Here is a 24,165-nt window from a genome sequence, read left to right as displayed (position 1 = left end):
CCGGGTGGCTATGCGTTTGCCGGGACCGACGCGGGGTCGGCGGGCCGGCGCCGCGTGCGAAACTCCTGAGTTTTCGGACGGTTCCGCCCGGCAGCGGCGTCCCCGACCGGCCCGACGCGCGAAACTCAGGAGTTTGGACCGCCGACCGGGACCGCCGCGGGCTTCAGCGCGGCGAGGACCGCGGGCAGCAGCGCCTCGGCGGTGCGGCGGTACCCGAGGGCGCTCGGGTGGAAGCGGTCGACGCTGAACATCTCGTCCGGACGCTCGGCGAACACCGGCCCGACGGCCCGCGCGAGGGGGACGACGCGGCCCCCGGCGCGGTGCACCGCCGCGGCCTGAGCCGCCGCGAGCTGGCGCGACGACCGCGCGGCGAGGGACCGCAGGGGTTGCGGGATCGCCCGCAGCGTCCCCAGATCGGGGCAGGTTCCGACGACCACAGGCACGCCCGTGTCGCGCAGCGCGCGCACGATGACCTCGAGCTGTTCGGCGGCACGGGATGCCGGGATGCGGTGCGTCACGTCGTTGCCGCCCACGACGATCACCGCGACGTCGGCGCGATAGTCCGCCGGCACCGCCGCGAGCTGCCCGGCGAGGGCCGAGCTCTCGGACCCGACGACCGCGGCGGTCCGCAGCCGCACCGGTCGTCCTTCCGCGCCGGCGATGCCCTTCGCGAGCCGGGCGCCGAGCGTGTCGCGCCGGTGGCCGGCGCCCAGACCCGCCGCGATCGAATCCCCGAGCAGCAGGAGCTCGACCGGCGGACCGGGATGCTTCTTGCGGCGCCACACGCGGTCGGCATCCAGTGCCTGCTCCCCGAGGGGCTTGCCGATGCGGCGACGCGCGATCGCGGCCTGTCGGGCGATGAGGGTGCGCACCCCCACCGCCGCCGTGCCGAGCACCGCGACCGACGACGCGACGGTGACGGTGATCGGCCGACGCCTGCGCATGGTGTCATTCCATCGCGCCGGGGTGAACGGCGGGTGACGTCCAAGGGGCCCCCGGTCCCGCGCGGCTCAGGCCCCGCGCCCGGCTCGGGTCCCTTCCCGGCTCAGCCCTCGGCGTGCCGCCGACCCCGCGCCCGCAGCACGAGCGCCAGCACGAGCACCGCGACGGCGAGGACGATGTCGAGCGCGAGGCCGGCGAGCAGTTCGTCGCGGCCCGCGACGTGCGTGAACGACACGACCCCGCCGATCACGATGACGCCGAAGGACAGCGCGATCTGCTGCGCCGTGCTGAACATGCCGCCCGACAGCCCCGCGGCCCGCACCGGCACCTCGCGCACGACGAGCTGCGTCAGCGGCGAGAAGATCAGCGCCTGGCCCGCCCCCAGGATCACCAGGGCCGGCTGCAGCCACAGGCCGATGTCGGAACCCCAGGCCAGCACCACGGTCACCGACATCGCGACCAGGGCCACGAGCTGCAGGCCGACACCCCATGCCAGCGTCGCGTCGCCCAGGCGCGCCTGCACACGCGCGACCGTGAGCGACACCGCCGCGAACACCACCGCGAACGGCAGCAGCGCCAGGCCCGCCTGCAGCGACGTCATGCCGCCCGCCTCCACGGCGCGCGGGAAGACGTAGAGGAGCGCCGAGTATCCGGCGAAGAACAGCGCCGCCGACAGCAGCCCGAGCTGCAGCGGGCGCAGACGCAGGACGCTCGGAGGCAGGAGCGGCACGCGACCGCTGCGCTCCACGGCATCCTGGTGCCGCCACATCGCCACCAGCGCGACCGCGGCGACGAACAGCACGACGTACACCGGCCACGACCAGCCCCACGCCGGGCCGAACGTCAGCGCGACGGACGCGGCCAGGATGCCGATGCCCAGCGCGGCGGTTCCGACCAGGTCGATCGCGACGTGCTCGTGCGAGCGACTCCGCGGCGCGAGGGGCGCCAGCGCGATCGCGGCGGCGGCCACCAGCGCCACGACGACGAACACCGCCCGCCAGCCGTCGACCACGCCGAAGCTCGTCGCGGCGAGCGCGCCACCGGCGACCTGGCCGACCGCCGAGCCGATGCCGCCGCTCGCACCGAAGGCCGCGATCGCGCGGGTCCGCGCGGCTCCGCGCGAGGTCGCCTGGATGGTGGCGAGCACCTGCGGCGTGCAGAGCGCGGCCCCCACTCCCTGCACGACTCGCGCCACGATGAGCATCGCAACGGAGGGTGCGAACGCGCACGCGACAGCCGAGACGAGGAACAGACCCATTCCCACCGTGTAGAGACGGTGACGTCCGAAGCGGTCTCCGAGGCGCCCGCCGAGGATGAGCAGCACCGCGAAGGGGACCCCGTACCCGGCGATGACGAGCTCGAGCGAGACGTCGTCGGAACCGAAGCGATCGCGCAGCGTCGGGAGGATGACGGTGACCGCGTTGAAGGCGAACGTGCCGACGCCGGGTCCGAGGAGGAACCCGATGTAGCGCCAGGTGGGGACCGCCGGGGAGGGGGATGCCATCGGCACGGGCGACGCGCCGGTGGCGGGGTGCGCGGAAGTGGTCATGGTGCCAGCATGATGGGTGCGGGATCCTGGTACCAGGAGCCTCCTCATCCTGGTACCGAGACCACTCCCCTCAGCGCGGCTCATGAGCGCCTCGCCGCCTATGCTCGCGTCGGAAGGAGACGCCATGACCCGATCCGACGACGCGCGCGCGGAGTTCGCGGCGTTCCTCCGCGGTCGGCGCGCACGGCTGCAGCCGGCCGACGTCGGCCTGCCGGACGGCTCCCGCCGCCGGGTCGCGGGGCTGCGCCGCGAAGAAGTCGCACAGCTCGCCGGGGTCGGCCTCACCTGGTACACGTGGCTCGAGCAGGGCCGCCCCATCGCGGCATCCGCCCAGGTCGTCGGAGCGATCGCCCGGGCTCTGCGACTCACCGACGACGAGCGGGACCACCTGTTCGCGCTCGCCGACCTCCCCCGACCGGAGCGCGAAGCGCGCGGATGCGTCGACACCCCGCACCTCGACCTGCTCGAGAAACTGCTTCCGTACCCCGCGGCGCTGCAGACGTCGCGCTTCGAGATCCGCGCCTACAACCGGTCGTACCGGTACCTGTTCGACGACCTCGACGACGTTCCGGCCGAGCGCCGGAACTGCGCCGTGCTGCTCTTCACCGACGAGACATGGCAGCGCGCGCACGTCGACCTCGAGCACGCGCAACGCCGCATGGCCGCGCGCCTGCGGTCCGCGTACGGCCGGCATCACGACGAGCCGTCGTGGCAGCGCTTCATCGCCGACCTGGAGCGGGTCTCGCCGCGCTTCGCCGAGCTGTGGAGCCGCGGCGACGTGAGCAGCGAACGCCACTCGGTGAAGCACATCGTGAACGATCGCGTCGGCGAGCTGCACCTGGAGATGGCGAGCGCGTGGGTCGACGAGAGCCTGGGATCCCGCGTGGTGTGGTTCTCCCCGAGGGATGCCGCGACGGCCGCGCGCCTGGAACGGCTCGCGTCCGAGCACCCCGATCAGGCCTTGATCAGCGCCGTCGCCTGACGGGACTCCCCGTCAGCCGAGCGGCTTGATCTCGAGCGAGTCGATCGTGCTGTCGGCGCCGACCGTCGCGAAGGACGTGTAGCCGTCGGCGCTCGAGCGCTCGAGCAGCGCCTTCATGTTCTTCGGCCGCTGCTCGAGGCGCACGCGGGCGCCGTCGGCGACGAGCGCGGCCTTGATCCGCAGCAGCTGCGCGAGCGGCACGTCGCGATCATGCACCAGCACGAGGGAGCGGGAGCCCGAGTCGTCGGCATCCTGGAGCAGGTCGACGATCCGCTCGAACCCGATCGAGAAGCCCACCGCCGGCACGTCCTGTCCGAGGAATCGGCCGATCATGCCGTCGTAGCGACCGCCGCCGCCGAGCGAGTAGTCGACGCTCGGGTGCGCGAGCTCGAAGATCGTGCCCGTGTAGTACCCCATGCCGCGGACCAGGAACGGGTCGAAGCGCAGCGGGGCCTCGGCACCGCGCGCGGCGGCGACGGTGTCGCCGAGGGCGACGAGGTGGTCGACGATCTCGTCCGGGATGCCGGCCGGCAGCGCCGCACGGATGCCCGCGGCATCGAAGCCGGCGTCGTCGGCGCTCGGCCGGTCGAGGTAGGCGGCGAAGGCGTCGACGGCGTCCGGAGTCGTGCCGCGCTCGCGGAGCTCGGCCACGACGCCCGACGGCCCGATCTTGTCGAGCTTGTCGATGGTGATGAGGACGCCGGGGCGCTCGTCCGCGGCGAAGCCGAACACGTCGAGCATCGCGTCGAGCGCACGGCGGTCGTTGACCCGGACGATGCCGCCCTCGAGCCCCAGGGCGTCGAGCACGTCGAGGCTCGCCGTCATCAGCTCGGCCTCGGCGCGCGCGGACGCGTCGCCGATGATGTCGATGTCGCACTGCACGAACTGGCGGTAGCGGCCCTTCTGCGGCCGCTCCGCCCGCCACACGGGCGCCATCTGGATGGCGCGGAACACCGTCGGCAGCTGCGCGCGGTTGGTCGCGTAGAACCGGGCGAGCGGCACGGTCAGGTCGTAGCGCAGACCCAGGTCGGCGAGCGCGGCAGGATCCTCGGCCGCACCGCGGATCGCCTCGGCATCCATTCCCCGCTTGAGGATGCTGAACGAGAGCTTCTCGTTGTCGCCGCCCATGCCGGCGTGCAGCCGCGAGTACTCCTCCATGACGGGCGTCTCGATCTCGTCGAAGCCGTGCGCGCGGTAGCGCTCGCGGATCACGGCGAGCACGCGCTCGCGTCGGGCCTTGTCAGCGGGGAGGAAGTCGCGCATGCCGCGCGGCGGGTTCACGGATGCCACGTCCCCATTGTTCCAGGCTCGCGCGCGGCGCCCGCGCGCCGCTGCGCCGAGTGCCCACGATCCGGCCCAGCGCTCACGGTGCGGGCGGCCGGGACGGGGGCGCTCGACCTGATCACGTGCACTCGCCGAAAGCACCCGCCATGGGGCGTCGCGACGCGTGATCTCGGCCAGATCACGTGATCTGGCCGGCCTCAGACCCCGGACTCGGCCGCGCGCACCTCGGCCGACAGGCGGCGGAGACGTTCGCGCAGGGCGCGGTCGGCATCCCAGCCGTGTTCGCGGGCCTGCTGCACGAGCACCAGCAGCGCGTCCCCCAACTCGGCCTCGGTCGCCGGGTCGGCCAGCCGGTGCGCGGGCGCCACCACGCCGACCTGCGCGGCCTTGCCGAGCACTTTCTGCGCGAGGGCGAGCGACGGCATGTGCTCCGAGACGCCGTCCAGGACGCTCGTGCGCTCGCGCTTCTCGGCCGCCTTCGCCGCGTTCCAGTGCACGAGAACCTGTTCGGGAGTGGATGCCACGGCGTCGCCGAACACGTGCGGGTGCCGGCGCACCATCTTCTCGGTCAGTCCGCGGGCCACGTCGTCGATGTCGAACGGATCCTCCGGGTCGCCTGCGGCGATCTCGGCGTGGAAGAGCACCTGCCACAGCAGGTCGCCGAGCTCCTCCCGCAGGTCGGCGCGCGTGCCGGACTCCACCGCGTCGATCACCTCGGCGCTCTCCTCGACCAGGTACGGCACGAGGTCGCGGTGGTCGATCGTCTGCGTCCACACGCAGCGTTCGCGCACCGCGCGCATCGTCTCGGCGGCCTCGCGCAGCGCGTCGTCGCTCACGGTCCCTCCTCCGGCGGCATCCGTGCACCGCTGCCCCGAGTATCCCCCGCCCCGGGGTTGCGGGCGCGCAGGCCCGGCACAACTCCTGCGGATCCCGCGTGCCGAGACGTGTGAGGCCCGCGCGCCGCCAACGCGCCGGAGTTCTGCCGGGACCGGCGGCAGACACGACGAAGGAGATTCCGGATGCCGAGCCCCCGACGCCCCGGAATCCCGCGGCACCCCTGCGGGCCCGACGCGGATTCTCCTGCATTGTGTCGCGTGAGAGGGAGCACGTGATCTGGCCGCAACGTGACGCAACTATCCTGGGCCGTGTGCGTGAACTGACCCCGACCGAGGCGATCGACCTCGTGGGCCGCTTCGAAGCCGGCCAAGAGCTTCCCGAGCAGATGCGTGCCGACGTGCGCCTCCTCGGCTCCCTGCTGGGCCGGGTGCTGCGTGAGAGCGGCTCCCCCGGCCTGTACGAGGACGTCGAGGAGCTGCGGACCGCGACGATCCAGGCGTACACCGACGAGACGCCCGAGGCGTTCGAACGGGCCGCCGCGATCGCCGATGGTTTCTCGATCGCCCGCGCCGACGAGGTGGCCCGGGCCTTCACGGCCTACTTCCACCTCGTCAACCTCGTCGAGGAGCACCAGCGTGTGCGCGTCCTCCGCGAGCGCGGCGACCGCCCGTCCCGCAGCGGCACCCCCGACACGATCGCCGCGGCCTTCGAGAGCCTGTCGGCCGAGGTCGGCGAGGAGACCGCGCTCGCGCGCCTGCAGGCGCTCCGCTTCCACCCCGTCTTCACGGCGCACCCCACCGAGGCCCGCCGCCGCGCGATCTCGACGAGCATCCGCCGCCTGTCCGAGCTGCTCGGCGAGCACGACGCGGCCGCCGAGAACGACACCGAGGTCCGCCGCACCGAGCGGCGCATGCTCGAGGAGATCGACACGCTGTGGCGGACCGCCCCGCTGCGCCGCGAGAAGCCGTCCCCGGTCGACGAGGTGCGCTCCGTCATGGCCGTGTTCGACGAGACGCTCTACACCGCGGTGCCGCGTGTCTACCGCCGGATCGACGACATCCTCCAGGGCGAGGACGCCGGCGCCAAGGCCCCGATCGTGAAGCCCTTCGTGCGCGTCGGCTCGTGGGTGGGCGGCGACCGCGACGGCAACCCCTTCGTCACGGCATCCGTCACCCGTAAGGCCGCCGCGATCGCGAGCGAGCACGTGCTGCTCGGCCTCGAACGGACGACCCAACGGGTCGGTCGCGGACTGACTCTGGATGCCGAGTCCACCCCGCCGAGCGACGCGCTGCTGTCGCTGTGGCACCGCCTGCGTGCCGCGGACGAGGATGCCGCGGCCGAGATCGCCGAGCGCTCCCCCGCGGAGCCGCACCGCCGCATCCTGCTGCTCATCGCGCGGAAGATCGCCGCGACCCGCACGCGCAACGCCGACCTGGCCTACCGCGACCCCGAGCACCTCCTCGCCGACCTCCGGACCGTCCAGGACTCGCTCGTCGCCGCGGGCGCCGCACGCCAGGCGTACGGCTCGTTGCAGCGGCTCGTGTGGCAGGTCGAGACGTACGGCTTCCACCTCACCGAGCTCGAGGTGCGCCAGCACTCCGCCGTCCACCGCAAGGTGCTCGACGAGCTGCGCGCCGGCGGCGAGCGCAGCGACCTGGCCGAAGAGGTGCTCGAGGTGTTCCGCTCGATCGCCTACGTCCAGGAGCGCTTCGGCCCCCGCGCCGCCGGACGCTACATCGTGTCGTTCACGCAGTCCGCGGAAGACCTCGCGAACGTGCACGAGCTCGCGTCGTACGCGATGGGCCCGGGCGAGACGCCGCCGGTGCTCGACGTCATCCCGCTGTTCGAGACGTTCGCCGACCTGCAGGCGGCCCCCGGCATCCTGGCTGAGATCGTCACGCACCCCGCATTCGTCGCGCGACTGGATGCCACCGGCCGCCGCCTCGAGGTCATGCTGGGCTACTCCGACTCGTCGAAGGACGTCGGCCCCGTCGCCGCGAACCTCGCGCTGTACGAGGCGCAGGCGAAGATCTCGACGTGGGCCCAGGCCGAGAACATCGAGCTGACGCTGTTCCACGGCCGCGGCGGCGCGCTCGGACGCGGCGGCGGCCCGGCCAACTCCGCGATCCTGGCGCAGCCCCCGCACTCGGTGGACGGCCGCTTCAAGCTCACCGAGCAGGGCGAGGTCATCTTCGCCCGGTACGGCGACCCCGACATCGCGATGCGCCACATCGACCAGGTCGCCGCGGCGGTGCTCACGGCATCCTCTCCCTCGATCGAGACGCGCAACCGCGAGGCGGCCGAGGCGTTCGCCGACGTGGCCGCCACGATGGACGTCGCCTCGCGCGAGCGGTTCTTCGCGCTCGTGAAGGCGCCCGGCTTCGCGCCGTGGTTCGCCACCGTGACCCCGATGGAGGAGCTCGGGCACCTGGCACTGGGTTCGCGCCCGGCTCGCCGCGGACTCTCGGTCGAGTCGCTCGAAGACCTCCGGGCGATCCCGTGGGTGTTCTCGTGGACGCAGGCTCGCATCAACCTCGCCGGATGGTTCGGCCTGGGAACGGCGCTCGACGCCGTCGGCGACGAGGAGCGCCTGCGCGACGCGTACGCACGCTGGCCGCTGTTCCGCACGATGATCGACAACGTCGCGATGAGCCTCGCCAAGGCCGACGCCCGGATCGCCCGCCGCTACCTCGCGCTCGGCGACCGCGACGACCTCGCCCGGCTCGTCATGGACGAGATGCTCCTCACCCGCTCGTGGGTCGAGCGCATCACCGGCGGCGACCTGCTCGGCAACAAGCCCGTTCTGCAGCGCGCCGTGAAGATGCGCAGCCCCTACGTCGACGCGCTGTCGCTCCTGCAGCTGCGGGCTCTCCGCGCGCTGCGCGACACCCACGCGGAGAACCCGACCCCGGATGCCGAGCACCAGCGCCTGCTGCTGCTGTCGGTGAGCGGTGTGGCGGCGGGCCTGCAGAACACGGGCTGATCCGGCTCTACACGGAAGCGCCGGCGTCCCTCGGGGTGTCGGCGCTTTCCGTCTCAGTCGAGGCGTCTGTCGTGCGCGTGGCGCGCGAGGCTGCGGCCGTACCGCTCGGTGAGCTGCACCATCAGGTCGGGCGTCTCGCGATCGAGACCGAAGACGTACCCGGGGAAGTCGAGCTCCTTCTGCGCGGCCCAGATCTCGTCGTGCCGGTCCGGCGAGAGGAGCTGCACGGGGTCGCCGACCGCGACCCAGCCGATCGGCACCACCGTCTCGGGCGGCAGCACCGTGCGCAGGTGCACGATCGCGTTGATGCGCACCTCGCTGCGGTCGCCGATCTCCGCGCCGTTGAACACGCGGGTGCCGGTGGCGAGGAACACCTCGTCGCCGACGTCGGCTCCCGCGACGCTCGCCATCGGGCCGATGAGCGTGTGCGCGCCGACATGCACCGCGTGGGTGGAACTGGCCCGCAGCAGGGCGTTCTCCATCACGATGGTGTTCTCCCTCAGCACGATCCGGGTGCCCTCGGCGGTGAGGACCGCGCCGTGGAGGACCTGGCATCCGGGTCCGATCGTGACGTCACCGCTGATGACCGCGGTGGGGGCGATCACGGCGTCCGGGTGGATGCGGGGCTCGGCCCCGAGATGAGCGAAGCGCATGGGCGCCGTCCTTCCCGTCGGTGCCCGCCAGCGTAGTCCCGCTCAGGCCGTCGCGGTCTCGGTCGCCTTCTCGGCCGGCAACGGCCACAGCGCGTCGAGCAGCTGCCGCACCCAGGCGATGAGGTTCGCGTCGTCGGCATCCGGCGGGAGCGGGACGACCATGGCATCCCCGTTCGCGACGAGCTTCGCCTTCGGATATAGCCGCTGCAGACGCACGCGCATCGAGTCGGCGAGGTGCGCCGGGGCGATGCGGAGGTTCGAGCCCATGGCCACGACGTCCGCGAGACCGGCCTGCGCGGCGCGACGCCGCAGACGCGCGACCGCGATCAGGCCCTCGACCTCCGCGGGCGGCTCGCCGTAGCGGTCGCGGAGTTCCTCGATCACGAGGTCGATCGCGTCGTCCTTGGCGGTGGCGGATGCCGCGGCCGACAGCTTCTGGTAGGCCTCGAGGCGCAGCCGCTCGCTGTCGATGTACGTCTCGGGCAGACGCGCATCGACGGGGAGTTCGAGGCGCAGCTCGGTGGGCCCCTCGGTGTCCTCTCCGCGGAAGGTCGCGACGGCCTCGCCGATCATGCGCAGGTACAGGTCGAACCCGACGCCGGCGATGTGTCCGGCCTGCTCCGCCCCCAGCAGATTTCCCGCGCCGCGCAGCTCGAGGTCTTTCAGAGCGACCTGCATGCCGCTGCCGAGGTCGTTGTTGACGGCGATCGTCTCGAGGCGGTCGGCTGCGGTCTCCGACAGCGGCTTCATCTCGTCGTACAGGAAGTACGCGTACGCGCGCTCGCGGCCGCGGCCCACGCGGCCGCGCAGCTGGTGCAGCTGCGACAGGCCGTATTTGTCGGCCCGGTCGATGATGATCGTGTTGGCGTTGGCGATGTCGAGGCCGGTCTCGATGATCGTGGTCGACACGAGGACGTCGGCGCGACGCTCCCAGAAGTCGTCGACGACCTGCTCGAGCGCGTGCTCCCCCATCTGCCCGTGCGCGACGACGATCCGGGCCTCGGGCACGAGCTCGGCGAGGTGCGCGGCGACCCGCTGGATCGACGAGACCCGGTTGTGCACGTAGAACACCTGGCCCTCACGCAGCAGCTCGCGCCGGATCGCAGCGGCGATCTGCTTGTCGTTGCGCGGGCCGACATACGACAGAATCGGATGCCGATCCTCCGGCGGCGTCGCGAGCGTCGACATCTCGCGGATGCCGGTGACCGCCATCTCGAGCGTGCGCGGGATGGGCGTCGCGCTCATGGCGAGGATGTCGACGTTGGTCTTGAGCTTCTTCAGCGCGTCCTTGTGCTCGACGCCGAATCGCTGCTCCTCGTCGATGATCATGAGGCCCAGGTCTTTGAAGATGACCTTCTCGGTGAGGATCCGGTGCGTGCCGATGACCATGTCGACCGTGCCGTCGGTGAGCCCCGCGAGCGTGGCCTTCGCCTCCTTGTCGGTCTGGAAGCGCGAGAGCGGACGCACCGTCACGGGGAAGCCGGCGAAGCGCTCCGCGAAGGTCTCGAGGTGCTGCTTCACCAGCAGGGTGGTCGGCACGAGCATGGCGACCTGCTTGCCATCCTGGATCGCCTTGAACGCGGCGCGCACGGCGACCTCGGTCTTGCCGAACCCGACGTCGCCGGAGAGCAGCCGGTCCATCGGGATCGGCTTCTCCATGTCGGCCTTGATCTCGTCGATCGTCTGCAGCTGGTCCTGCGTCTCGGCGAACGGGAACGCCTCTTCCAGCTCCCGCTGCCACGGCGTGTCCGGGCCGAACGCGTACCCCTTCGCCGCCATGCGCGCCGAGTAGAGCTTGACCAGCTCGACCGCGATGTCGCGCACCGCCTTGCGCGCGCGCCCCTTGGCCGCGGCCCAGTCACTCCCGCCCATCTTCGACAGCACGGGCGCCTCGCCGCCGACGTACTTCGACAGCAGGTCGAGCTGATCGGTGGGCACGAAGAGCTTGTCGCCCGGGTAGCCGCGCTTGGACGGCGCGTACTCCAGGACCAGGTACTCCTTCGTCGTCTTCACTGCGTTGCGGCCGCCGCTGGAGACCTCGCGGCGCGTGAGCTCGAGGAACTTGCCGATGCCGTGCGTCGCGTGCACGACCACGTCGCCGGGCTTGAGCTGCAGCGGATCGACGACGTTGCGCCGACGTGACGCGAGCTTCTTCGCGCCGCGGTTGTCGTTCCCGACCGAGCGCCCGTAGAACTCCGTCTCGGTGATGACGGCGAACTTGACCTCGGTCAGCTCGAACCCGCGCTCCAGCGAGGCGCACACGACGTGCGCCACGCCCGGCTCGGGCGGCGTGCGGACGTCATCGACCTTGCGCGCCGCGATCCCGCGTTCGGCGAGCACGTCGCGCGCGCGGTCGACGAGACCCGGACCGGATGCCGTCACCACGACGGCCCACCCGTCCGCGAGCAGCTCCCCGACGTGTGCCGTCGCGCCATCGACGTTGCCCTGGAAGGACGGAACGGGGTCGGCCTTCACCCGGTGCGCCGAGTCGTCGCCCACCACGAGGCCCTCGGCCTCGGCATCCGCCGCTCCGGAGTCGAACGCGCTCAGTCGCCACCACACGCCGCCACGGCCCCCGGCGATTTCTCTCAGGTCGTCGAGCGTGACGAAGTCGCCCGCGCCCAGATCGACGGGGGTGTCTGCTCCGGCGGTGGCCGCCGACCACGCGGCCTCGAGGAACTCGCGGTTGGTGTCGCCGAGCGTCGTGGCGCGGGCGAGCGACCGCTCGGGGTCGACGAGCGCGACGGCACTGCCACCGGGCAGGTAATCGACGAGCGTCACGAGGTCGTCGACGAGCACCGGGATGAGCGACTCCATGCCCTCCGCCGGAATCCCCTCGGCCATCTTCTCGAGCAACTGCCGGAGACCCGGGTAGCCGTCGCGCAGCTCGGCGGCGCGCTCGCGGACGGCGGGGGTCAGCAGCAGCTCGCGGCTGGGGACCAGCGAGACGTCGGACACCTCGCCGGGCAGCGAACGCTGATCGGCCACGGAGAACGCGCGGATCTGGTCGACCTCGTCACCGAAGAACTCGATCCGGTACGGGTGGTCGGCGACCGGCGGGAAGACGTCCAGGATGCCACCGCGCACCGCGAACTCGCCGCGGCGGGACACCATGTCGACGCGGTGATACGCCAGTTCGACGAGACGCGTGGTCACCGTCTCGAGCTCGTGCCCGCGACCACCGACGCGCAACTCGACCGGCTCGACGTCGCCGAGGCCCGGCGCGAGCGGCTGGAGGGCACTGCGCACCGAGGCGGTGACGACGAGCGGAACCGAGCCGTCCCACGCGGCGATCCGGCGCAGGACGTCGAGGCGGCGGCCGACGGTCTCGGGGCTGGGGCTCAGACGCTCGTGCGGCAGCGTCTCCCACGCCGGGAAGTGCAGAACGTGCGCGCCCGGGAGCACGGCATCCAGGGCGGGGCCGAGCGACTCGGCGCGACGACCGGTCGGCGCGATCACCAGAACGGCACCGGGCGCGCCGCCCGTACGCCGACGCTCGAGGAGACCCGCGATGACGGGCGCGTCGAGCCCGTCGACGACGGAGAGAGACAGATCGGAGGATGCCGCGGCAGCGGCCTCCCGGTACGACTCAGCCTGCTCGAGGGCGCGAACGATCCCGGGAACTGTCACTCGACACATCCTACGCGGGGGCGCGGACACGGGCTCCGGGAGCTGTGGACACGGGCGCGCGAACGGGGCCGTCGCGGCCGGAGATCGCCCCGCGCGGAAGCTTCGGCGCCCCCGGCTCGCGGGTCGTACAGTGAGGTCATGACCTCGCCCGGTTCGCCCGAATTCGCCGCCCCGCACGCGGCGCCCCCGGTCGGAACGCTGCTGACGCCGCCGCCCACGGCATCCCGCCCCCGGCCGCTGGGGGCGATCGGCCTCGTGCTCGCCCTCCTCGCGGGAGTGCTGGCCTCGGTGGTCGCCGGGTTCGCCGCGTTCATCGTCGCCCGCGGCGCCGGGGCCGAGTTCGTCGCCCGCGGCGGGCAGACGTTCGACTGGCGCGTACTGTCGCCCGTGCGGGATTTCGTCCTGCTCGGCGAGATCGCATTCTGGTCGGGGACGGCGCTCGGAATCGCCGCGTTCGTCATCGGCATCGTGGCGACCGCGCGGAACCTGGGACGCGGAACCGGGATCGCCGCCATCCTGGTGTCGGCGTTCGGGCCGTTCGTGTTCGGACTGCTGGTGTTCGTCGCCCTCGCCGCCGGGGCGGCCGCGTCCGCCGGGTCCCTTGCCTGAGCATTACCGCTTTCGTCAAGGACGTGTCGATCCTCGTGGCGAACTTACGGCGACTCCATAAACTGACGGCACCAGGACGTCCTCGTCCTCGTCGATCAGAGGAGCACACCGTGACCAGCACACCGCCGCCCCCCGAGCCGTACAACCCGCCGCCGGCCACGCGCGCCGAAGCGGCCCAGAGCGGATACACCGCGCCGCAGGCCGGCTACAGCGCCCCGCCCGCTGCGTACGGCGCCCCCGCCGCGCGCCCCAAGGGCTCGAGCCGGCTCGGCCTCATCGCCTTCGTCGCCGCGCTCGTCGGCATCATCATCGGTTCTATCCTCGCGACCATCGGGGGAATGCAGACCGGCGGCCTGACGCAGTACGCCGACTACTCCACCGGCACCGGGACCCTCGACTACGACAGCGTCCCTCCGTCTGTCCAGCAGATGGGAATCGCCGCAGGCCTCCTCACCATCGCGGCTTTCCTCGTCTGGGGCGCATTCGCCCTGTGGGGTTTCATCCAGGGCATCGTCGCCACGGTCAAGAATCGCGGTCGCGGTTGGGGAATCGCGGCGATCGTGCTCGCGGTGATCGGCGGCGGTATCGTCCTGATCTTCCTCACCGTCGGAGTGGGCGTCGGCGCAGCGCCGTACATCTCCTGAGCACGGACCACGAAAGGCCTCGACTTCGGTCGGGGCCTTTCTGCGCGCCCGGGCCCTGCACCCGGCGATGACCGCGCGCCACCCCTCCTCCACAGGCCGGGATCACACGGATTCATCCACAGATCCCGCACTCTCCTCCGCGCGCATCGGAGCATCCCGCCTAGCCTCGCCGGAGGCCTCACGGCCGCTCGCCGCAGGAGAGGACACCGATGCCCCAGTCACGATCGACGGATACCCCCGCCTCCGACGCCGGCGCGACCGACGAGGGGACACACCCGCGCCCGTCTCGACTCGTCCCGTTCCTCGTCTACGGCTCGATCAGCGCGGCGCTTCTCGCGATCGGCGAAATGACGCTGCGGGACGACGACCCCGCGGTCGCCGCGGTCGGCGATTTCTGCTGTCTCGGCGGCTGCCTGAGCGGCGTCGCCGCGGCGATCTTCGGGACCGTCACGCTGTCACGGGCGATGCGCGCCCGGGACTCGGGAGCCGGGCGGTGAGGGACGGGTGCGGTGGTACAGCCGTGAGGCCGCACCACGCGGGCTCAGCGCGGCGCGTGGAAGCGCTGCTGGGCGGCGAGAAGACCGTCCTCGACGAGGGTCTCGACCGCATCGGCGGCGTCCGACACGAGGATCGGCAGCGTCTCGCGCTCCTTCGCACCGAAGGGGTCGAGAACCCAGTCCGCGGGATCCTGGCGTCCGACGGGGCGACCGATGCCCACCCGCACGCGAGGGAAGTCCGGAGTCCCGAGGGCCTTCGCGACGTCACGGACGCCGTTGTGCCCGCCGTGGCCTCCCCCGGTCTTGAGCTTGATCGCGTCGAACGGGATGTCGAGCTCGTCGTGGACGACGACGACGTGATCGGGTTCGACGTCGTAGAACCTCGCGAGCCCCGACACCGGACCGCCCGAGACGTTCATGAAGCTGTTGGGCTTGGCGAGCACGAGCTTCGCCGCACCCGGACGCAACCACGTCTCCACGACCCGAGCATTCGCCTTGTGCGCACGGAACGCCTCGCGACGACGACCGGCCAGCTCATCGACGACCATTTGCCCGACGTTGTGCCGGGTCGCCTCGTACCGCGATCCCGGGTTGCCGAGACCGACGATCAGCCAGGTGTCCGCCATGGCATCCATCCTTCCGGGTCCGTGCGCGGACCCCGGTACGACGACGAGGGGGCGTGAAGCACGCCCCCTCGTCGATCACGGACCGCTCGCGCGGCCCGTCGAGATCAGTTCTCTTCGGCCTCGGCCGCAGCCTCGGACTCCTCGGACTGCTCCTCGGCGATCTCGGCGTCGGCCTCGGCGATCTCCTCTTCCGCGGCGAGGGTGTCGAGCGGCACCGAGACGGCGACGATCAGCGTCTCGGGCTCGGTCACGAGCGTGGCGCCGGAGGGCAGCGTGAGGTCGGCGGCGGTGATCTGCGTGCCGTCCTCGAGACCCTCGACCGAGACCTCGACGTTCTGCGGGATGTGCGTGGCCTCGACCTCGAGCGAGACGGTGGCGTTGTCGAGCATGGCCACGGTGCCGGGGAAGGGCTCACCGGTGACGACGACGGGGACGTCGACGGCGACCTTCTCGCCCTTGCGGACGACGAGGAGGTCGATGTGCTCGACGATCTGGCGCACCGGGTCCTTCTGCACGTCCTTGACGAGCGCGAGCTGGCTCTTGCCGTTGATGTCGAGGTCGAGCAGCGCGTTGGCGCGGCGGATGAGCAGCGACACCTGGTGGCCGGGCAGCGCGACGTGCTGCGGCTCCGTGCCGTGACCGTAGATGACGGCAGGGATCTTGCCGGCGGCGCGCAGACGGCGGGCGAAGCCCTTGCCGAAGTTCTCGCGCAGCTCGGCCACGACCTTGTTGTCTTCCGACATGTTGTTCTCCTCGCGGGCACAGGTCCCGCAGCTTGTGAGCGGATCATGTCCGCGCGTATGTGGTCTGGATTCGACTCGAACGCGAGCGCGTGAGGAAAGCCGGAAGCCTGCATCACCGCGTCGATCACGGATGCCACGCGCACCCGTCGGGCGCACGACGACGCATCCCTCGCCGAAGTTCCCCGGAAGTCTACCAGCGCGTCGTCCTTCGCACGACCCGCCCGTGTCATCGGCGGCGACGACGCGACGGTACGATGGAAACCCCATCTACCCGGAGGATCACCATGGACAGCGGCTTCTTCTCCCACGTCGTGCTCTGGGTCATCGGCGGCATCGCGGCCATCGGACTCGTCGGCACCGTCGGCGCCCTCTTCTCCATGGGCCGCAACGCGGGATACAAGAAGCACTGACGCGCGTCCCGAGGGTTTCCGACCCCGGACCGACCGCGCCCCTCAGCCGTCGGAGATCGCGGATGCCATGGCATCCCCGGCTTCACGGACGATGAGCCGCATCGCCTGCGCCGCCTCCTCCGCGCGACCCGCGGCGATCGCGAAGGCGACATCCTGGTGCCACCGCACCGCGTGCGGGTTGGCGTCGTGCGGCATGAGTTCGTGCCGCGTCCGGCCGGTGAGCACGGCCTCGACCACGTCGCCGAGGGCCGCGAACATGCTGTTGCCCGAGGCGACGAGCAGCGTCCGGTGGAACCGCACGTCCGCGGCGAGGTAGTCCGCTTCGTCGGCGGCACCCTCGGTGCGGGCCATCTCGAGGACGGACGCCACCAGTTCCTCGCGCTGCGCCGCGGTGGCCGACGTCGCCGCGCCCCGCGCCGCGAGCGGTTCGATGCCGCTGCGCAGCTCGCTGAGTTCGCGCAGTTGCGCGCCCCGCGCGGGGCCGCCGAGCCGCCACTCGATGATCTCCGGCGCGAAGACGTTCCAGTCGGTGGCCGGACGGACGACGACACCGGCTTTGCGGCGCACGCTCACGAGGCCGAGCGCCTCGAGCACCCGGACCGCCTCGCGCCCGGCACCGCGCGAGGACCCCTCGGCGAGGTCGCCCGTCACCAAGCGTGATCCCGCGGGCAGACGGCCCTGGACGATGTCCGCGCCGATGCGCGTGACGAGAGCGTCGTGCAGTGTCCCCGCGCCGGGACCAGCGGTCGTCATGCATCGATGATGCCAGACGTCACGACAATCGTTGCAAATATTCGTCGTGCATAAACGACCGATCTATGTTTTTATGTACGACAAATACGAATCGGCATCGCCGCCGCCGCCGGACCAAGGACGCTCATGGCCACACATCTCCTCCCCACCGCCCTCGTACTCGCCGCGAGCGAGTCCACCGCCCCCGCCGCTCCGGCCGGGCAGTTGGTCACCGCCGCCCTGATCGGCATCGCCCTGATCGTGGTGCTCATCACGTGGGGCAAACTCCACCCCTTCCTCGCGCTGACCATCGGCGCCTTCACCACGGGTGTCGTGGCGGGGATGCCGATCGGCACAGCCGTCACGAGCTTCACCGGCGGCTTCGGCTCGACGATGGGCGGAGTCGGCATCCTGATCGCGCTCGGAGCGATCTACGGGAAGCTGCTGGCCGACTCGGGCGGAGCCGACCGCATCGTCGACACGCTCGTCGCGCGGGCGACGCCGCGGAGCCTGCCGTGGATCATGGGCCTGATCGGCGCCATCATCGGTCTCCCGATGTTCTTCGAGGTCGGGCTCGTGCTGCTGGTGCCCGTCATCATCCTGGTCGCCCGCCGCTCCGGCGCCTCGCTGATGAAGATCGCGATCCCCACCCTCGCGGGTCTCTCCGCCATGCACGGCCTCGTCCCGCCGCACCCCGGCCCGCTCGCCGCGATCGATGCACTGGATGCCAACCTCGGCCTCACGCTCGCGTTCGGCGTCATCGTCGCGATCCCGGCCGTCATCATCGCCGGACCCCTGTTCGCGCCGATCGCGGCGCGGTGGGCGCCGGTTCCCGTGCCCGACCTGTTCGTCTCGGCGGAGGAGAAGGGCGAGGCCCCCGTCCGCCGCCCCTCGTTCGGTGCGACGCTCGCGAGCATCCTGCTCCCCGTCGTGCTGATGCTCCTCAAGGCGCTCGCCGACATCCTGGCCCCGGGATCCACCGACGTGTGGAAGGTCGTCATCGACTTCCTCGGCCTTCCGGTCATCGCGCTGCTCCTCGCCGTGCTGGTCGGCTTCGTCGTGCTCGGCCGCGGCGCGGGCTTCGACCGTGCGCGTCTCACCGGCGTCGTCGGCTCTTCCCTCGGCCCCATCGCCGGCATCCTCCTCATCGTGGGCGCGGGCGGCGGCTTCAAGCAGGTGCTCGTCGACACCGGCATCGGCAAGGTGATCGCGGACCTCGTCGCCGGCTCCAGCGTCTCCGTGCTTCTGCTGGCGTGGCTCGTCGCCGTGGTGATCCGCGTCGCGACCGGTTCGGCGACCGTCGCGACGATCACCGCCGCCGGCATCCTCCAGCCCCTCACCGAGTCGCTCGACGCTCCGATGACGGCCCTCCTCGTGCTCGCGATCGGTGCCGGGTCGGTGTTCTTCAGCCACGTCAACGACGCCGGCTTCTGGCTCATCAAGGAATACTTCGGTCTGAGCATCCCGCAGACGCTGAAGACCTGGACGCTGTTGGAATGCCTGATCTCCGTCACGGGTCTGGCCGGTGTGCTCGCGATCAGTGTGTTCGTCTGAGAACCGGAAGGACCCCGATATGACCTCCCCCGCCCCCGTCCTGGTGTTCATGGGACCGGCCGGAACCGGAAAGTCGACGGTCGCCGGCATGCTCGCCGGTCGCCTCGGCTGGGACTTCCAGGAGGGCGACGACCTCCACCCGGCCGCCAACGTCGCGAAGATGGCGGCCGGGCACGCCCTCACCGACGACGACCGCTGGCCGTGGCTCGACCGCGTCGCCGCGTGGATCGACGGCGAGATCGCGGCGGGACGCCCCGGCGTCATCACCTGCTCCGCGCTCAAGCGCAGCTACCGTGACGTGCTGCGGCGCGACGGGGTGACCTTCGTCCTGCTGCTGGGCGACCCGACCCTCGTGCGCGAGCGTCTCCTGCGCCGCCAGGGGCACTTCATGCCGCCCGCGCTCCTCACCTCGCAGTTCGACACCCTGGAGATCCCGGATGCCGATGAGCGGGCGATCCACATCGACCTCGACCTCACGCCGCAGGAACAGGTCGACGAGGTCATCGCGCGACTGAACCTCTCCCCCACCGCCTGAGCGGTCCGCGCGGACGCCGGATCGGTGTCGCAGCGAGCCGATAAAGTGGCGGGGGCACGTGACTCTCGTCCGCCACCCCTCCCTTCGCACGTGAACACGGAGCAACGAATGACGTCGACCGATCAGAATCAGGCACCGCACGAGGCCGCTCAGGTGCACGAGGGTGCGCCCGGCATCGAGGAGGTGGAACGTCCCACCACCGAGGCCGGCTCCCGCGGCCGGGGCGAGGGCGACGGCACCGCCAACATCGGTGTCGTGGGGCTGGCCGTCATGGGCTCGAACCTCGCGCGGAACCTCGCCAGCCGCGAGGGCAACACGGTCGCGGTGTTCAACCGCAGCGCCGACAAGACCGAACACCTCGTCGCCGAGCACCCCGAGGCGGAGTTCGTGGCGTCGTTCTCGTACGAGGACTTCGCGGCCTCCCTGTCGAAGCCCCGCACCGCGATCATCATGGTCAAGGCGGGCCGGGCGACCGACTTCGTCATCGACGAACTGGTGAAGGTGTTCGAGCCGGGCGACATCATCGTCGACGGCGGAAACGCGCTGTTCACCGACACGATCCGCCGCGAGAAGGCCGTCCGCGACACCGGAATCAACTACGTCGGCATGGGCGTCTCCGGCGGCGAGGAGGGCGCCCTCAATGGCCCCTCCCTCATGCCGGGCGGCTCGGACGAGTCGTGGCAGACGCTGGGACCGATCCTCACCTCGATCGCCGCTGTCGCCGAGGGCGAGGCGTGCGTGACGCACGTCGGCCACGACGGCGCCGGCCATTTCGTGAAGATGGTGCACAACGGCATCGAGTACGCCGACATGCAGCTCATCGCCGAGGCCTACGACCTCATCCGCCGCGCCACCGGCAAGACCCCCGCTGAGATCGCGGATGTTTTCGCCGAATGGAACCGGGGCGAGCTGGAGTCGTACCTCATCGAGATCACCGCCGAGGTCCTGCGACAGACGGATGCCGAGACCGGCGCCCCGCTCGTGGATGTGATCCTCGACCAGGCGGGCGCCAAGGGCACCGGCGCGTGGACGGTGCAGACCGCCCTCGACCTGGGCGTGCCCGTCTCCGGCATCGCGGAGGCGACCTTCGCCCGGTCGCTGTCGAGCCACCCCGAGCAGCGCAGCGTCTCCCGCGAGCTCCCGGGTCCGTCGGGCACCGATCTGCTCGCCGGCGAGGACGCCGACGCGTTCATCGAGCAGGTGCGTCTGGCCCTGTACGCGTCGAAGATCGTCGCGTACTCGCAGGGCTTCGACGAGATCCGTGCCGGTGCCGCGCAGTACGACTGGAACATCGACCTGGGCGCGGTGTCGAAGATCTGGCGCGGCGGCTGCATCATCCGCGCGCAGTTCCTCAACCGCATCGCCGAGGCCTACGACGACACCGCCGACCTGCCCGTGCTGCTGACCGCCCCGTACTTCGTCGAGGCCCTCGGCCGCGCGCAGGACGCCTGGCGCAACATCGTCGCGCTGGCCGCGGCCGCGGGCATTCCCGCCCCCGCGTTCAGCTCGTCGCTGGCGTACTACGACGGCCTCCGCGCCGACCGCCTCCCGGCCGCCCTCATCCAGGGACAGCGCGACTTCTTCGGCGCGCACACGTACCGCCGCATCGACAAGGAGGGCACGTTCCACACCCTTTGGTCCGGCGACCGCACCGAGATCGAGGCCGAGGACACCCACTGACGGACGTCCGGACGAAGCGGCGGCGGGCACTGCTCGTCGCCGCTTCGGCGCTGTACGCGTTCGGCGTGTGGTGGATGACGCTGCGGCCCGTCCCCTACGACGCCGAGACGGCGGGGTTCATCCGGCGATTCCTGGAGATCCTCGCCGCGTGGCCGCCGACGGCCTGGGTGACGTTCGACGTCGTCGAGTTCTCCGCGAACGTCGTGATGTTCGTCCCCCTGGGGCTTCTGGTCCTCGCCTGGGGCGGGCGGCCGTGGCACGGCATCCTGGGCGGCCTGGCCCTCAGCGCCATGATCGAGACGACACAGCTGCTCTTCCTCCCCACCCGTGTGGCCGACGTGCGCGACGTCGTCGCGAACACCGCCGGGGCGGCGCTGGGCGTGCTCGTCGGCGCGCTGATCGCGCGCGCTGTCCGTTCTCACAGCGAGCGCATAGCCCTCGCCATAGAAAGCTCATAGCTACGAGCGCACAATGAGTCCCATGACCGCGACCGCCAGCGCACCCGCCTTCACCCGCCCCGACGGCAGCGCCCTGCGCGTCCTCGTCGTCGACGACGAGCAGATGCTCACCGACCTGCTGTCGATGGCTCTGCGTATGGAGGGGTGGGACGTCCGCACGGCGGGTTCCGGTTTCGACGCGCTGCAGGCCGCCCGGGATTTCGAACCGGATGCCATGGTGCTCGACATCATGATGCCCGACCTCGACGGCATGGCCGTGCTGCAGCGCCTCCGGCACTCCGGCAACGACGTTCCGGTCCTGTTCCTCACCGCGAAGGACGCCGTCGCCGACCGGGTCGCGGGTCTCACCGCGGGCGGCGACGACTACGTCACGAAGCCCTTCAGCCTGGAGGAGGTCGTCGCGCGGCTCCGCGGTCTGATGCGCCGCGCCGGTACCGCTCTGACGCGCGACTCCGAGCCGATCCTCCGCGTCGGCGACCTGTCGCTGAACGAGGACAGCCACGAAGTGATCCGCGGCGGCGTCGAGATCGAGCTCACGGCGACCGAATTCGAACTGCTCCGCTTCCTCATGCGCAACCAGCGCCGCGTCGTGTCGAAGGCGCAGATCCTCGACCGTGTGTGGAACTACGACTTCGGCGGGCGCTCCAGCGTCGTCGAGCTGTACATCTCGTACCTCCGCAAGAAGATCGACGCCGGTCACGAGCCGCTCATCCACACCGTGCGCGGCGTCGGCTACATGATCAAAGCCCCTCAGTGAGCGCCTCCCCCACCGACTCCTCTCCCGCGCCGCAGCGCGACGGTCTGCGATTTCGTCTGAAGCGACCGTGGACGCTCCAGGCGCGCTTGATGACGGCGGTCATCGGCATGGTCGCGTTCATCCTCGTGATGATCGGCATCTCGACGAGCGCGATCCTCAGTCAGGTGTTGATCACGAACCTGGATGCCGCCGTGACCGACGCGGCATCCGGGATCCAGCCCCGCATCGTCTTCCAGAACTCCGCCGACGACGTGCTGAACTCGGGTCGGTTCGACTCGGGCACCCTGCTCGTGATGAGTTCACCGGGCACGGGCGTCACGGGCGCCGTCGTCGAGGATGCCGGGGCGCGCGCGCTCAGCACCGCGGACCTCTCCCGCATCGTCGACAGTCTGCGGGGGGCGGCCCCCTCCGCCAAGACGGTGGAGCTGCCCAGCCTGGGCGAGTACCTCGTCCGCGCGTTCCCCGCGCCCGGGAGCGACAGCTACTTCTTCGTCGGCCTTCCGCTGTCTCAGGTCACCGGCACCATCGGCGCGATCCTCACCACCGTCGCTCTGGTGACGGCGGGCGGTCTCCTGCTGCTCGCGGTCGTCATCGCGATCATCATCCGGCTCGGACTCCGTCCGCTCCGTTCCGTCGCCGACACCGCGACCCGCGTCGCCTCCCTGCGCATGGACCAGGGCGACGTGTCGATCGAGGAACGCGTGCCCGAGGATCAGGTCGACGAGCACACGGAGATCGGTCAGGTCGGCGCCGCGTTGAACACGCTGCTCGATCGCGTCGACGCTTCGCTGAGCGCCCGACAGCGCAACGAAGACCTCATGCGCCGGTTCGTAGCGGATGCCAGTCACGAACTGCGCACGCCACTGGCATCCATTCGAGGGTTCTCCGAGCTGTCGCTCCGGGCCATGCGGCAGGCGCAGGACGACGAGAGCCGTCAGCGCATCGCGATGGCCGTCGAGACGACCGAGCAGTCGCTGGAGCGCATCCAGGCGCAGTCGCTGCGGATGACGACCCTCGTGGAGGACCTGCTGCTGCTCGCGCGTCTCGACGAGGGACAGGAACTCGTCTACGGGACGGTCGACCTGACCCGGCTCGCGGTCGAAGCCGTCGGCGACGCGCGCCCCGCGGGTCCCGACCACTCGTGGACCATCGACGTCGACGCCGAACCGGTCGAGCTCGCCGGCGACGTCTCACGGCTGAATCAGGTGGTCGCCAACCTGCTCGCCAACGCCCGCACGCACACGCCCGCCGGCACGGAGGTCACGGTCTCGGTGACGCGCGAGGGCGACGACGCCGTCCTGCGCGTGCACGACGACGGCCCCGGCATCGACCCGTCCGTCGCCGCGCAGCTGTTCGAGCGCTTCGCGCGCGCCGACCGTTCCCGCGACCGCAAGACCGGCGGCACCGGCCTCGGCCTGTCGATCGCCAAGGCGATCGTGGAGGCGCACGGCGGCACGATCGGGGTCCGCAGCACTCCCGGCGACACGACCTTCGAGGTGCGCCTCCCGGCGAAGCCCCGCGACCCCGCCTGAGCCGATTCCTCCGCGGTGCTCCGGCGTCAGTCCCAGATCGGCCGCACGCCGCCGGCGAGCGACCGGAGTTCCGTCCCGTCGAGCACGACCCGCGTCTCCGCGATTCCGAACGCCGGCCACTGCACCACCAGCTCGAGCGGCCCCTCGGGTGGGAGAGGCCACAGCCACAGGCCGTCGTGCGCCGTGAAGCGGTCCTCGCCCCCGGTGCCGCCGTGTACCGTCATCCGCAGCGTGTGACTCCCCGGCTCCTCGCCACCCGGTCCCCTCGAAACGGTCGTCGATGAAGAGGCGCTCGCCGTTGCCGAGCGCGAGACCGAAGCGCAGGCGATCGGGCCCCGGCAGTGCCATCCCCCAATGGCCCGCGAAGTCCATCTGGGTCAGCTGCCATTGCCGCGCATCCCGCGCACCCCGTCGCAGGTACAGGTCGATGAGGAACTCGACGCCGTCCGAATGCACCCGGGCGCCCGCGAGAACGATGACGACGTCGTCACCGCGTCCGACGATCGTCGAAGTCGCGAAAGGCACCGC

At 71.4% G+C, this 24,165-nt stretch carries 22 protein-coding genes; 12 read left to right on the top strand and 10 right to left on the bottom strand.

Going from position 1 to position 24,165, the window contains the following annotated elements; genetic code table 11:
- Positions 1 to 125: 125 nt before the first annotated feature.
- Together AVW09_RS06270 and AVW09_RS06265 are read right to left on the bottom strand one after the other, a co-directional pair.
- Positions 126 to 944, bottom strand: a complete 819-nt coding sequence (locus AVW09_RS06270; RefSeq protein WP_063257239.1) for an SGNH/GDSL hydrolase family protein — start codon at positions 942 to 944, stop codon at positions 126 to 128.
- A 101-nt stretch (positions 945 to 1,045) separates the two neighbouring features.
- On the bottom strand, positions 1,046 to 2,491 hold the full coding sequence (locus tag AVW09_RS06265) for an MFS transporter (RefSeq protein ID WP_063257237.1): 1,446 nt from the start codon (positions 2,489 to 2,491) through the stop codon (positions 1,046 to 1,048).
- A gap of 124 nt (positions 2,492 to 2,615) precedes the next feature.
- On the opposite strand from AVW09_RS06265, the gene AVW09_RS06260 reads away from it, so the two are divergent.
- On the top strand, positions 2,616 to 3,473 hold the full coding sequence (locus AVW09_RS06260; protein WP_156495983.1) for a helix-turn-helix transcriptional regulator: 858 nt from the start codon (positions 2,616 to 2,618) through the stop codon (positions 3,471 to 3,473).
- A 12-nt stretch (positions 3,474 to 3,485) separates the two neighbouring features.
- Here the strand turns inward: AVW09_RS06260 and hisS are convergent, their stop codons facing one another.
- Together hisS and AVW09_RS06250 are read right to left on the bottom strand one after the other, a co-directional pair.
- Positions 3,486 to 4,736 (bottom strand): histidine--tRNA ligase, encoded by a 1,251-nt coding sequence (gene hisS, locus AVW09_RS06255; RefSeq protein ID WP_063257711.1) that lies wholly within the window; start codon positions 4,734 to 4,736, stop codon positions 3,486 to 3,488.
- Positions 4,737 to 4,954: 218 nt separating this feature from the next.
- Positions 4,955 to 5,557, bottom strand: coding sequence for a MazG family protein (locus tag AVW09_RS06250; RefSeq protein ID WP_082822881.1), 603 nt, complete (start codon positions 5,555 to 5,557; stop codon positions 4,955 to 4,957).
- A gap of 347 nt (positions 5,558 to 5,904) precedes the next feature.
- On the opposite strand from AVW09_RS06250, the gene AVW09_RS06245 reads away from it, so the two are divergent.
- Positions 5,905 to 8,577: a phosphoenolpyruvate carboxylase gene (locus AVW09_RS06245; protein WP_063257234.1), complete on the top strand. Its 2,673-nt coding sequence runs from the start codon at positions 5,905 to 5,907 to the stop codon at positions 8,575 to 8,577.
- 53 nt (positions 8,578 to 8,630) lie between these two features.
- Here the strand turns inward: AVW09_RS06245 and AVW09_RS06240 are convergent, their stop codons facing one another.
- Both AVW09_RS06240 and mfd read right to left on the bottom strand, forming a co-directional pair.
- Complete coding sequence (locus AVW09_RS06240; RefSeq protein ID WP_063257232.1) at positions 8,631 to 9,230, bottom strand: gamma carbonic anhydrase family protein; 600 nt, start codon at positions 9,228 to 9,230, stop codon at positions 8,631 to 8,633.
- Positions 9,231 to 9,272: 42 nt separating this feature from the next.
- Positions 9,273 to 12,860, bottom strand: coding sequence for a transcription-repair coupling factor (gene mfd / locus AVW09_RS06235; protein WP_197462575.1), 3,588 nt, complete (start codon positions 12,858 to 12,860; stop codon positions 9,273 to 9,275).
- Between the two features lie 138 nt (positions 12,861 to 12,998).
- On the opposite strand from mfd, the gene AVW09_RS06230 reads away from it, so the two are divergent.
- From AVW09_RS06230 to AVW09_RS06220, 3 genes are all read left to right on the top strand, one after another.
- Entirely contained in the window at positions 12,999 to 13,469 is a 471-nt protein-coding gene (locus tag AVW09_RS06230) for a hypothetical protein (RefSeq protein ID WP_063257228.1), read from the top strand.
- Positions 13,470 to 13,579: 110 nt separating this feature from the next.
- Entirely contained in the window at positions 13,580 to 14,113 is a 534-nt protein-coding gene (locus tag AVW09_RS06225) for a hypothetical protein (protein ID WP_063257226.1), read from the top strand.
- A gap of 209 nt (positions 14,114 to 14,322) precedes the next feature.
- Positions 14,323 to 14,610 (top strand): hypothetical protein, encoded by a 288-nt coding sequence (locus tag AVW09_RS06220; RefSeq protein ID WP_063257225.1) that lies wholly within the window; start codon positions 14,323 to 14,325, stop codon positions 14,608 to 14,610.
- A 44-nt stretch (positions 14,611 to 14,654) separates the two neighbouring features.
- Here the strand turns inward: AVW09_RS06220 and pth are convergent, their stop codons facing one another.
- Together pth and AVW09_RS06210 are read right to left on the bottom strand one after the other, a co-directional pair.
- Entirely contained in the window at positions 14,655 to 15,236 is a 582-nt protein-coding gene (gene pth, locus AVW09_RS06215; protein ID WP_063257223.1) for an aminoacyl-tRNA hydrolase, read from the bottom strand.
- Between the two features lie 104 nt (positions 15,237 to 15,340).
- A complete protein-coding gene (locus AVW09_RS06210) occupies positions 15,341 to 15,979 on the bottom strand; it encodes a 50S ribosomal protein L25/general stress protein Ctc (protein ID WP_063257221.1) in 639 nt (212 codons plus the stop codon).
- A gap of 284 nt (positions 15,980 to 16,263) precedes the next feature.
- On the opposite strand from AVW09_RS06210, the gene AVW09_RS18325 reads away from it, so the two are divergent.
- A complete protein-coding gene (locus tag AVW09_RS18325; protein ID WP_269454550.1) occupies positions 16,264 to 16,389 on the top strand; it encodes a hypothetical protein in 126 nt (41 codons plus the stop codon).
- Between the two features lie 42 nt (positions 16,390 to 16,431).
- Here AVW09_RS18325 and AVW09_RS06205 read toward each other — a convergent pair whose 3' ends face one another.
- A complete protein-coding gene (locus tag AVW09_RS06205; RefSeq protein WP_063257219.1) occupies positions 16,432 to 17,142 on the bottom strand; it encodes a FadR/GntR family transcriptional regulator in 711 nt (236 codons plus the stop codon).
- 126 nt (positions 17,143 to 17,268) lie between these two features.
- On the opposite strand from AVW09_RS06205, the gene AVW09_RS06200 reads away from it, so the two are divergent.
- The 6 genes from AVW09_RS06200 to AVW09_RS06175 all read left to right on the top strand — a co-directional run bounded on the left by AVW09_RS06200 (position 17,269) and on the right by AVW09_RS06175 (position 23,637).
- Positions 17,269 to 18,675 (top strand): GntP family permease, encoded by a 1,407-nt coding sequence (locus AVW09_RS06200; RefSeq protein WP_063257218.1) that lies wholly within the window; start codon positions 17,269 to 17,271, stop codon positions 18,673 to 18,675.
- A 19-nt stretch (positions 18,676 to 18,694) separates the two neighbouring features.
- Positions 18,695 to 19,210, top strand: coding sequence for a gluconokinase (locus AVW09_RS06195; RefSeq protein ID WP_063257216.1), 516 nt, complete (start codon positions 18,695 to 18,697; stop codon positions 19,208 to 19,210).
- Positions 19,211 to 19,318: 108 nt separating this feature from the next.
- Positions 19,319 to 20,890 carry an NADP-dependent phosphogluconate dehydrogenase gene (gene gndA / locus AVW09_RS06190; RefSeq protein WP_156495982.1) on the top strand — a complete coding sequence of 524 codons (1,572 nt, stop codon included), beginning with the start codon at positions 19,319 to 19,321 and terminating at the stop codon, positions 20,888 to 20,890.
- The gene (locus tag AVW09_RS06185; protein ID WP_442922741.1) at positions 20,887 to 21,348 is read left to right on the top strand and encodes a VanZ family protein; all 462 of its coding nucleotides are present in this window, start codon (positions 20,887 to 20,889) and stop codon (positions 21,346 to 21,348) included. The genes gndA and AVW09_RS06185 overlap by 4 nt, the downstream gene beginning before the upstream one ends.
- A gap of 22 nt (positions 21,349 to 21,370) precedes the next feature.
- On the top strand, positions 21,371 to 22,105 hold the full coding sequence (locus AVW09_RS06180; RefSeq protein WP_063257211.1) for a response regulator transcription factor: 735 nt from the start codon (positions 21,371 to 21,373) through the stop codon (positions 22,103 to 22,105).
- Positions 22,106 to 22,212: 107 nt separating this feature from the next.
- The gene (locus tag AVW09_RS06175) at positions 22,213 to 23,637 is read left to right on the top strand and encodes a HAMP domain-containing sensor histidine kinase (protein WP_197462591.1); all 1,425 of its coding nucleotides are present in this window, start codon (positions 22,213 to 22,215) and stop codon (positions 23,635 to 23,637) included.
- 26 nt (positions 23,638 to 23,663) lie between these two features.
- Here AVW09_RS06175 and AVW09_RS06170 read toward each other — a convergent pair whose 3' ends face one another.
- Entirely contained in the window at positions 23,664 to 23,861 is a 198-nt protein-coding gene (locus AVW09_RS06170) for a hypothetical protein (RefSeq protein ID WP_063257207.1), read from the bottom strand.
- Positions 23,862 to 24,165: the final 304 nt, after the last annotated feature.

The organism is Microbacterium sp. T32 (genome assembly GCF_001619615.1).
GTDB lineage: Bacteria > Actinomycetota > Actinomycetes > Actinomycetales > Microbacteriaceae > Microbacterium.
Note: the sequence above shows the minus strand (reverse complement) of the source record. Positions and strands in the feature narration are given on the sequence as shown.

Bases quoted from the DNA above. Each gene is read 5' to 3' on its own strand.
- AVW09_RS06270 (WP_063257239.1), bottom strand. From the start codon at position 944: ATGCGCAGGCGTCGGCCGATCACCGTCACCGTCGCGTCGTCGGTCGCG.
- AVW09_RS06265 (WP_063257237.1), bottom strand. From the start codon at position 2,491: ATGACCACTTCCGCGCACCCCGCCACCGGCGCGTCGCCCGTGCCGATG.
- AVW09_RS06260 (WP_156495983.1), top strand. From the start codon at position 2,616: ATGACCCGATCCGACGACGCGCGCGCGGAGTTCGCGGCGTTCCTCCGC.
- hisS (WP_063257711.1), bottom strand. From the start codon at position 4,736: ATGCGCGACTTCCTCCCCGCTGACAAGGCCCGACGCGAGCGCGTGCTC.
- AVW09_RS06250 (WP_082822881.1), bottom strand. From the start codon at position 5,557: ATGCGCGCGGTGCGCGAACGCTGCGTGTGGACGCAGACGATCGACCAC.
- AVW09_RS06240 (WP_063257232.1), bottom strand. From the start codon at position 9,230: ATGCGCTTCGCTCATCTCGGGGCCGAGCCCCGCATCCACCCGGACGCC.
- AVW09_RS06230 (WP_063257228.1), top strand. From the start codon at position 12,999: ATGACCTCGCCCGGTTCGCCCGAATTCGCCGCCCCGCACGCGGCGCCC.
- AVW09_RS06220 (WP_063257225.1), top strand. From the start codon at position 14,323: ATGCCCCAGTCACGATCGACGGATACCCCCGCCTCCGACGCCGGCGCG.
- pth (WP_063257223.1), bottom strand. From the start codon at position 15,236: ATGGCGGACACCTGGCTGATCGTCGGTCTCGGCAACCCGGGATCGCGG.
- AVW09_RS06210 (WP_063257221.1), bottom strand. From the start codon at position 15,979: ATGTCGGAAGACAACAAGGTCGTGGCCGAGCTGCGCGAGAACTTCGGC.
- AVW09_RS18325 (WP_269454550.1), top strand. From the start codon at position 16,264: ATGGACAGCGGCTTCTTCTCCCACGTCGTGCTCTGGGTCATCGGCGGC.
- AVW09_RS06205 (WP_063257219.1), bottom strand. From the start codon at position 17,142: ATGACGACCGCTGGTCCCGGCGCGGGGACACTGCACGACGCTCTCGTC.
- AVW09_RS06200 (WP_063257218.1), top strand. From the start codon at position 17,269: ATGGCCACACATCTCCTCCCCACCGCCCTCGTACTCGCCGCGAGCGAG.
- AVW09_RS06195 (WP_063257216.1), top strand. From the start codon at position 18,695: ATGACCTCCCCCGCCCCCGTCCTGGTGTTCATGGGACCGGCCGGAACC.
- gndA (WP_156495982.1), top strand. From the start codon at position 19,319: ATGACGTCGACCGATCAGAATCAGGCACCGCACGAGGCCGCTCAGGTG.
- AVW09_RS06180 (WP_063257211.1), top strand. From the start codon at position 21,371: ATGACCGCGACCGCCAGCGCACCCGCCTTCACCCGCCCCGACGGCAGC.
- AVW09_RS06175 (WP_197462591.1), top strand. From the start codon at position 22,213: ATGGTCGCGTTCATCCTCGTGATGATCGGCATCTCGACGAGCGCGATC.
- AVW09_RS06170 (WP_063257207.1), bottom strand. From the start codon at position 23,861: ATGACGGTACACGGCGGCACCGGGGGCGAGGACCGCTTCACGGCGCAC.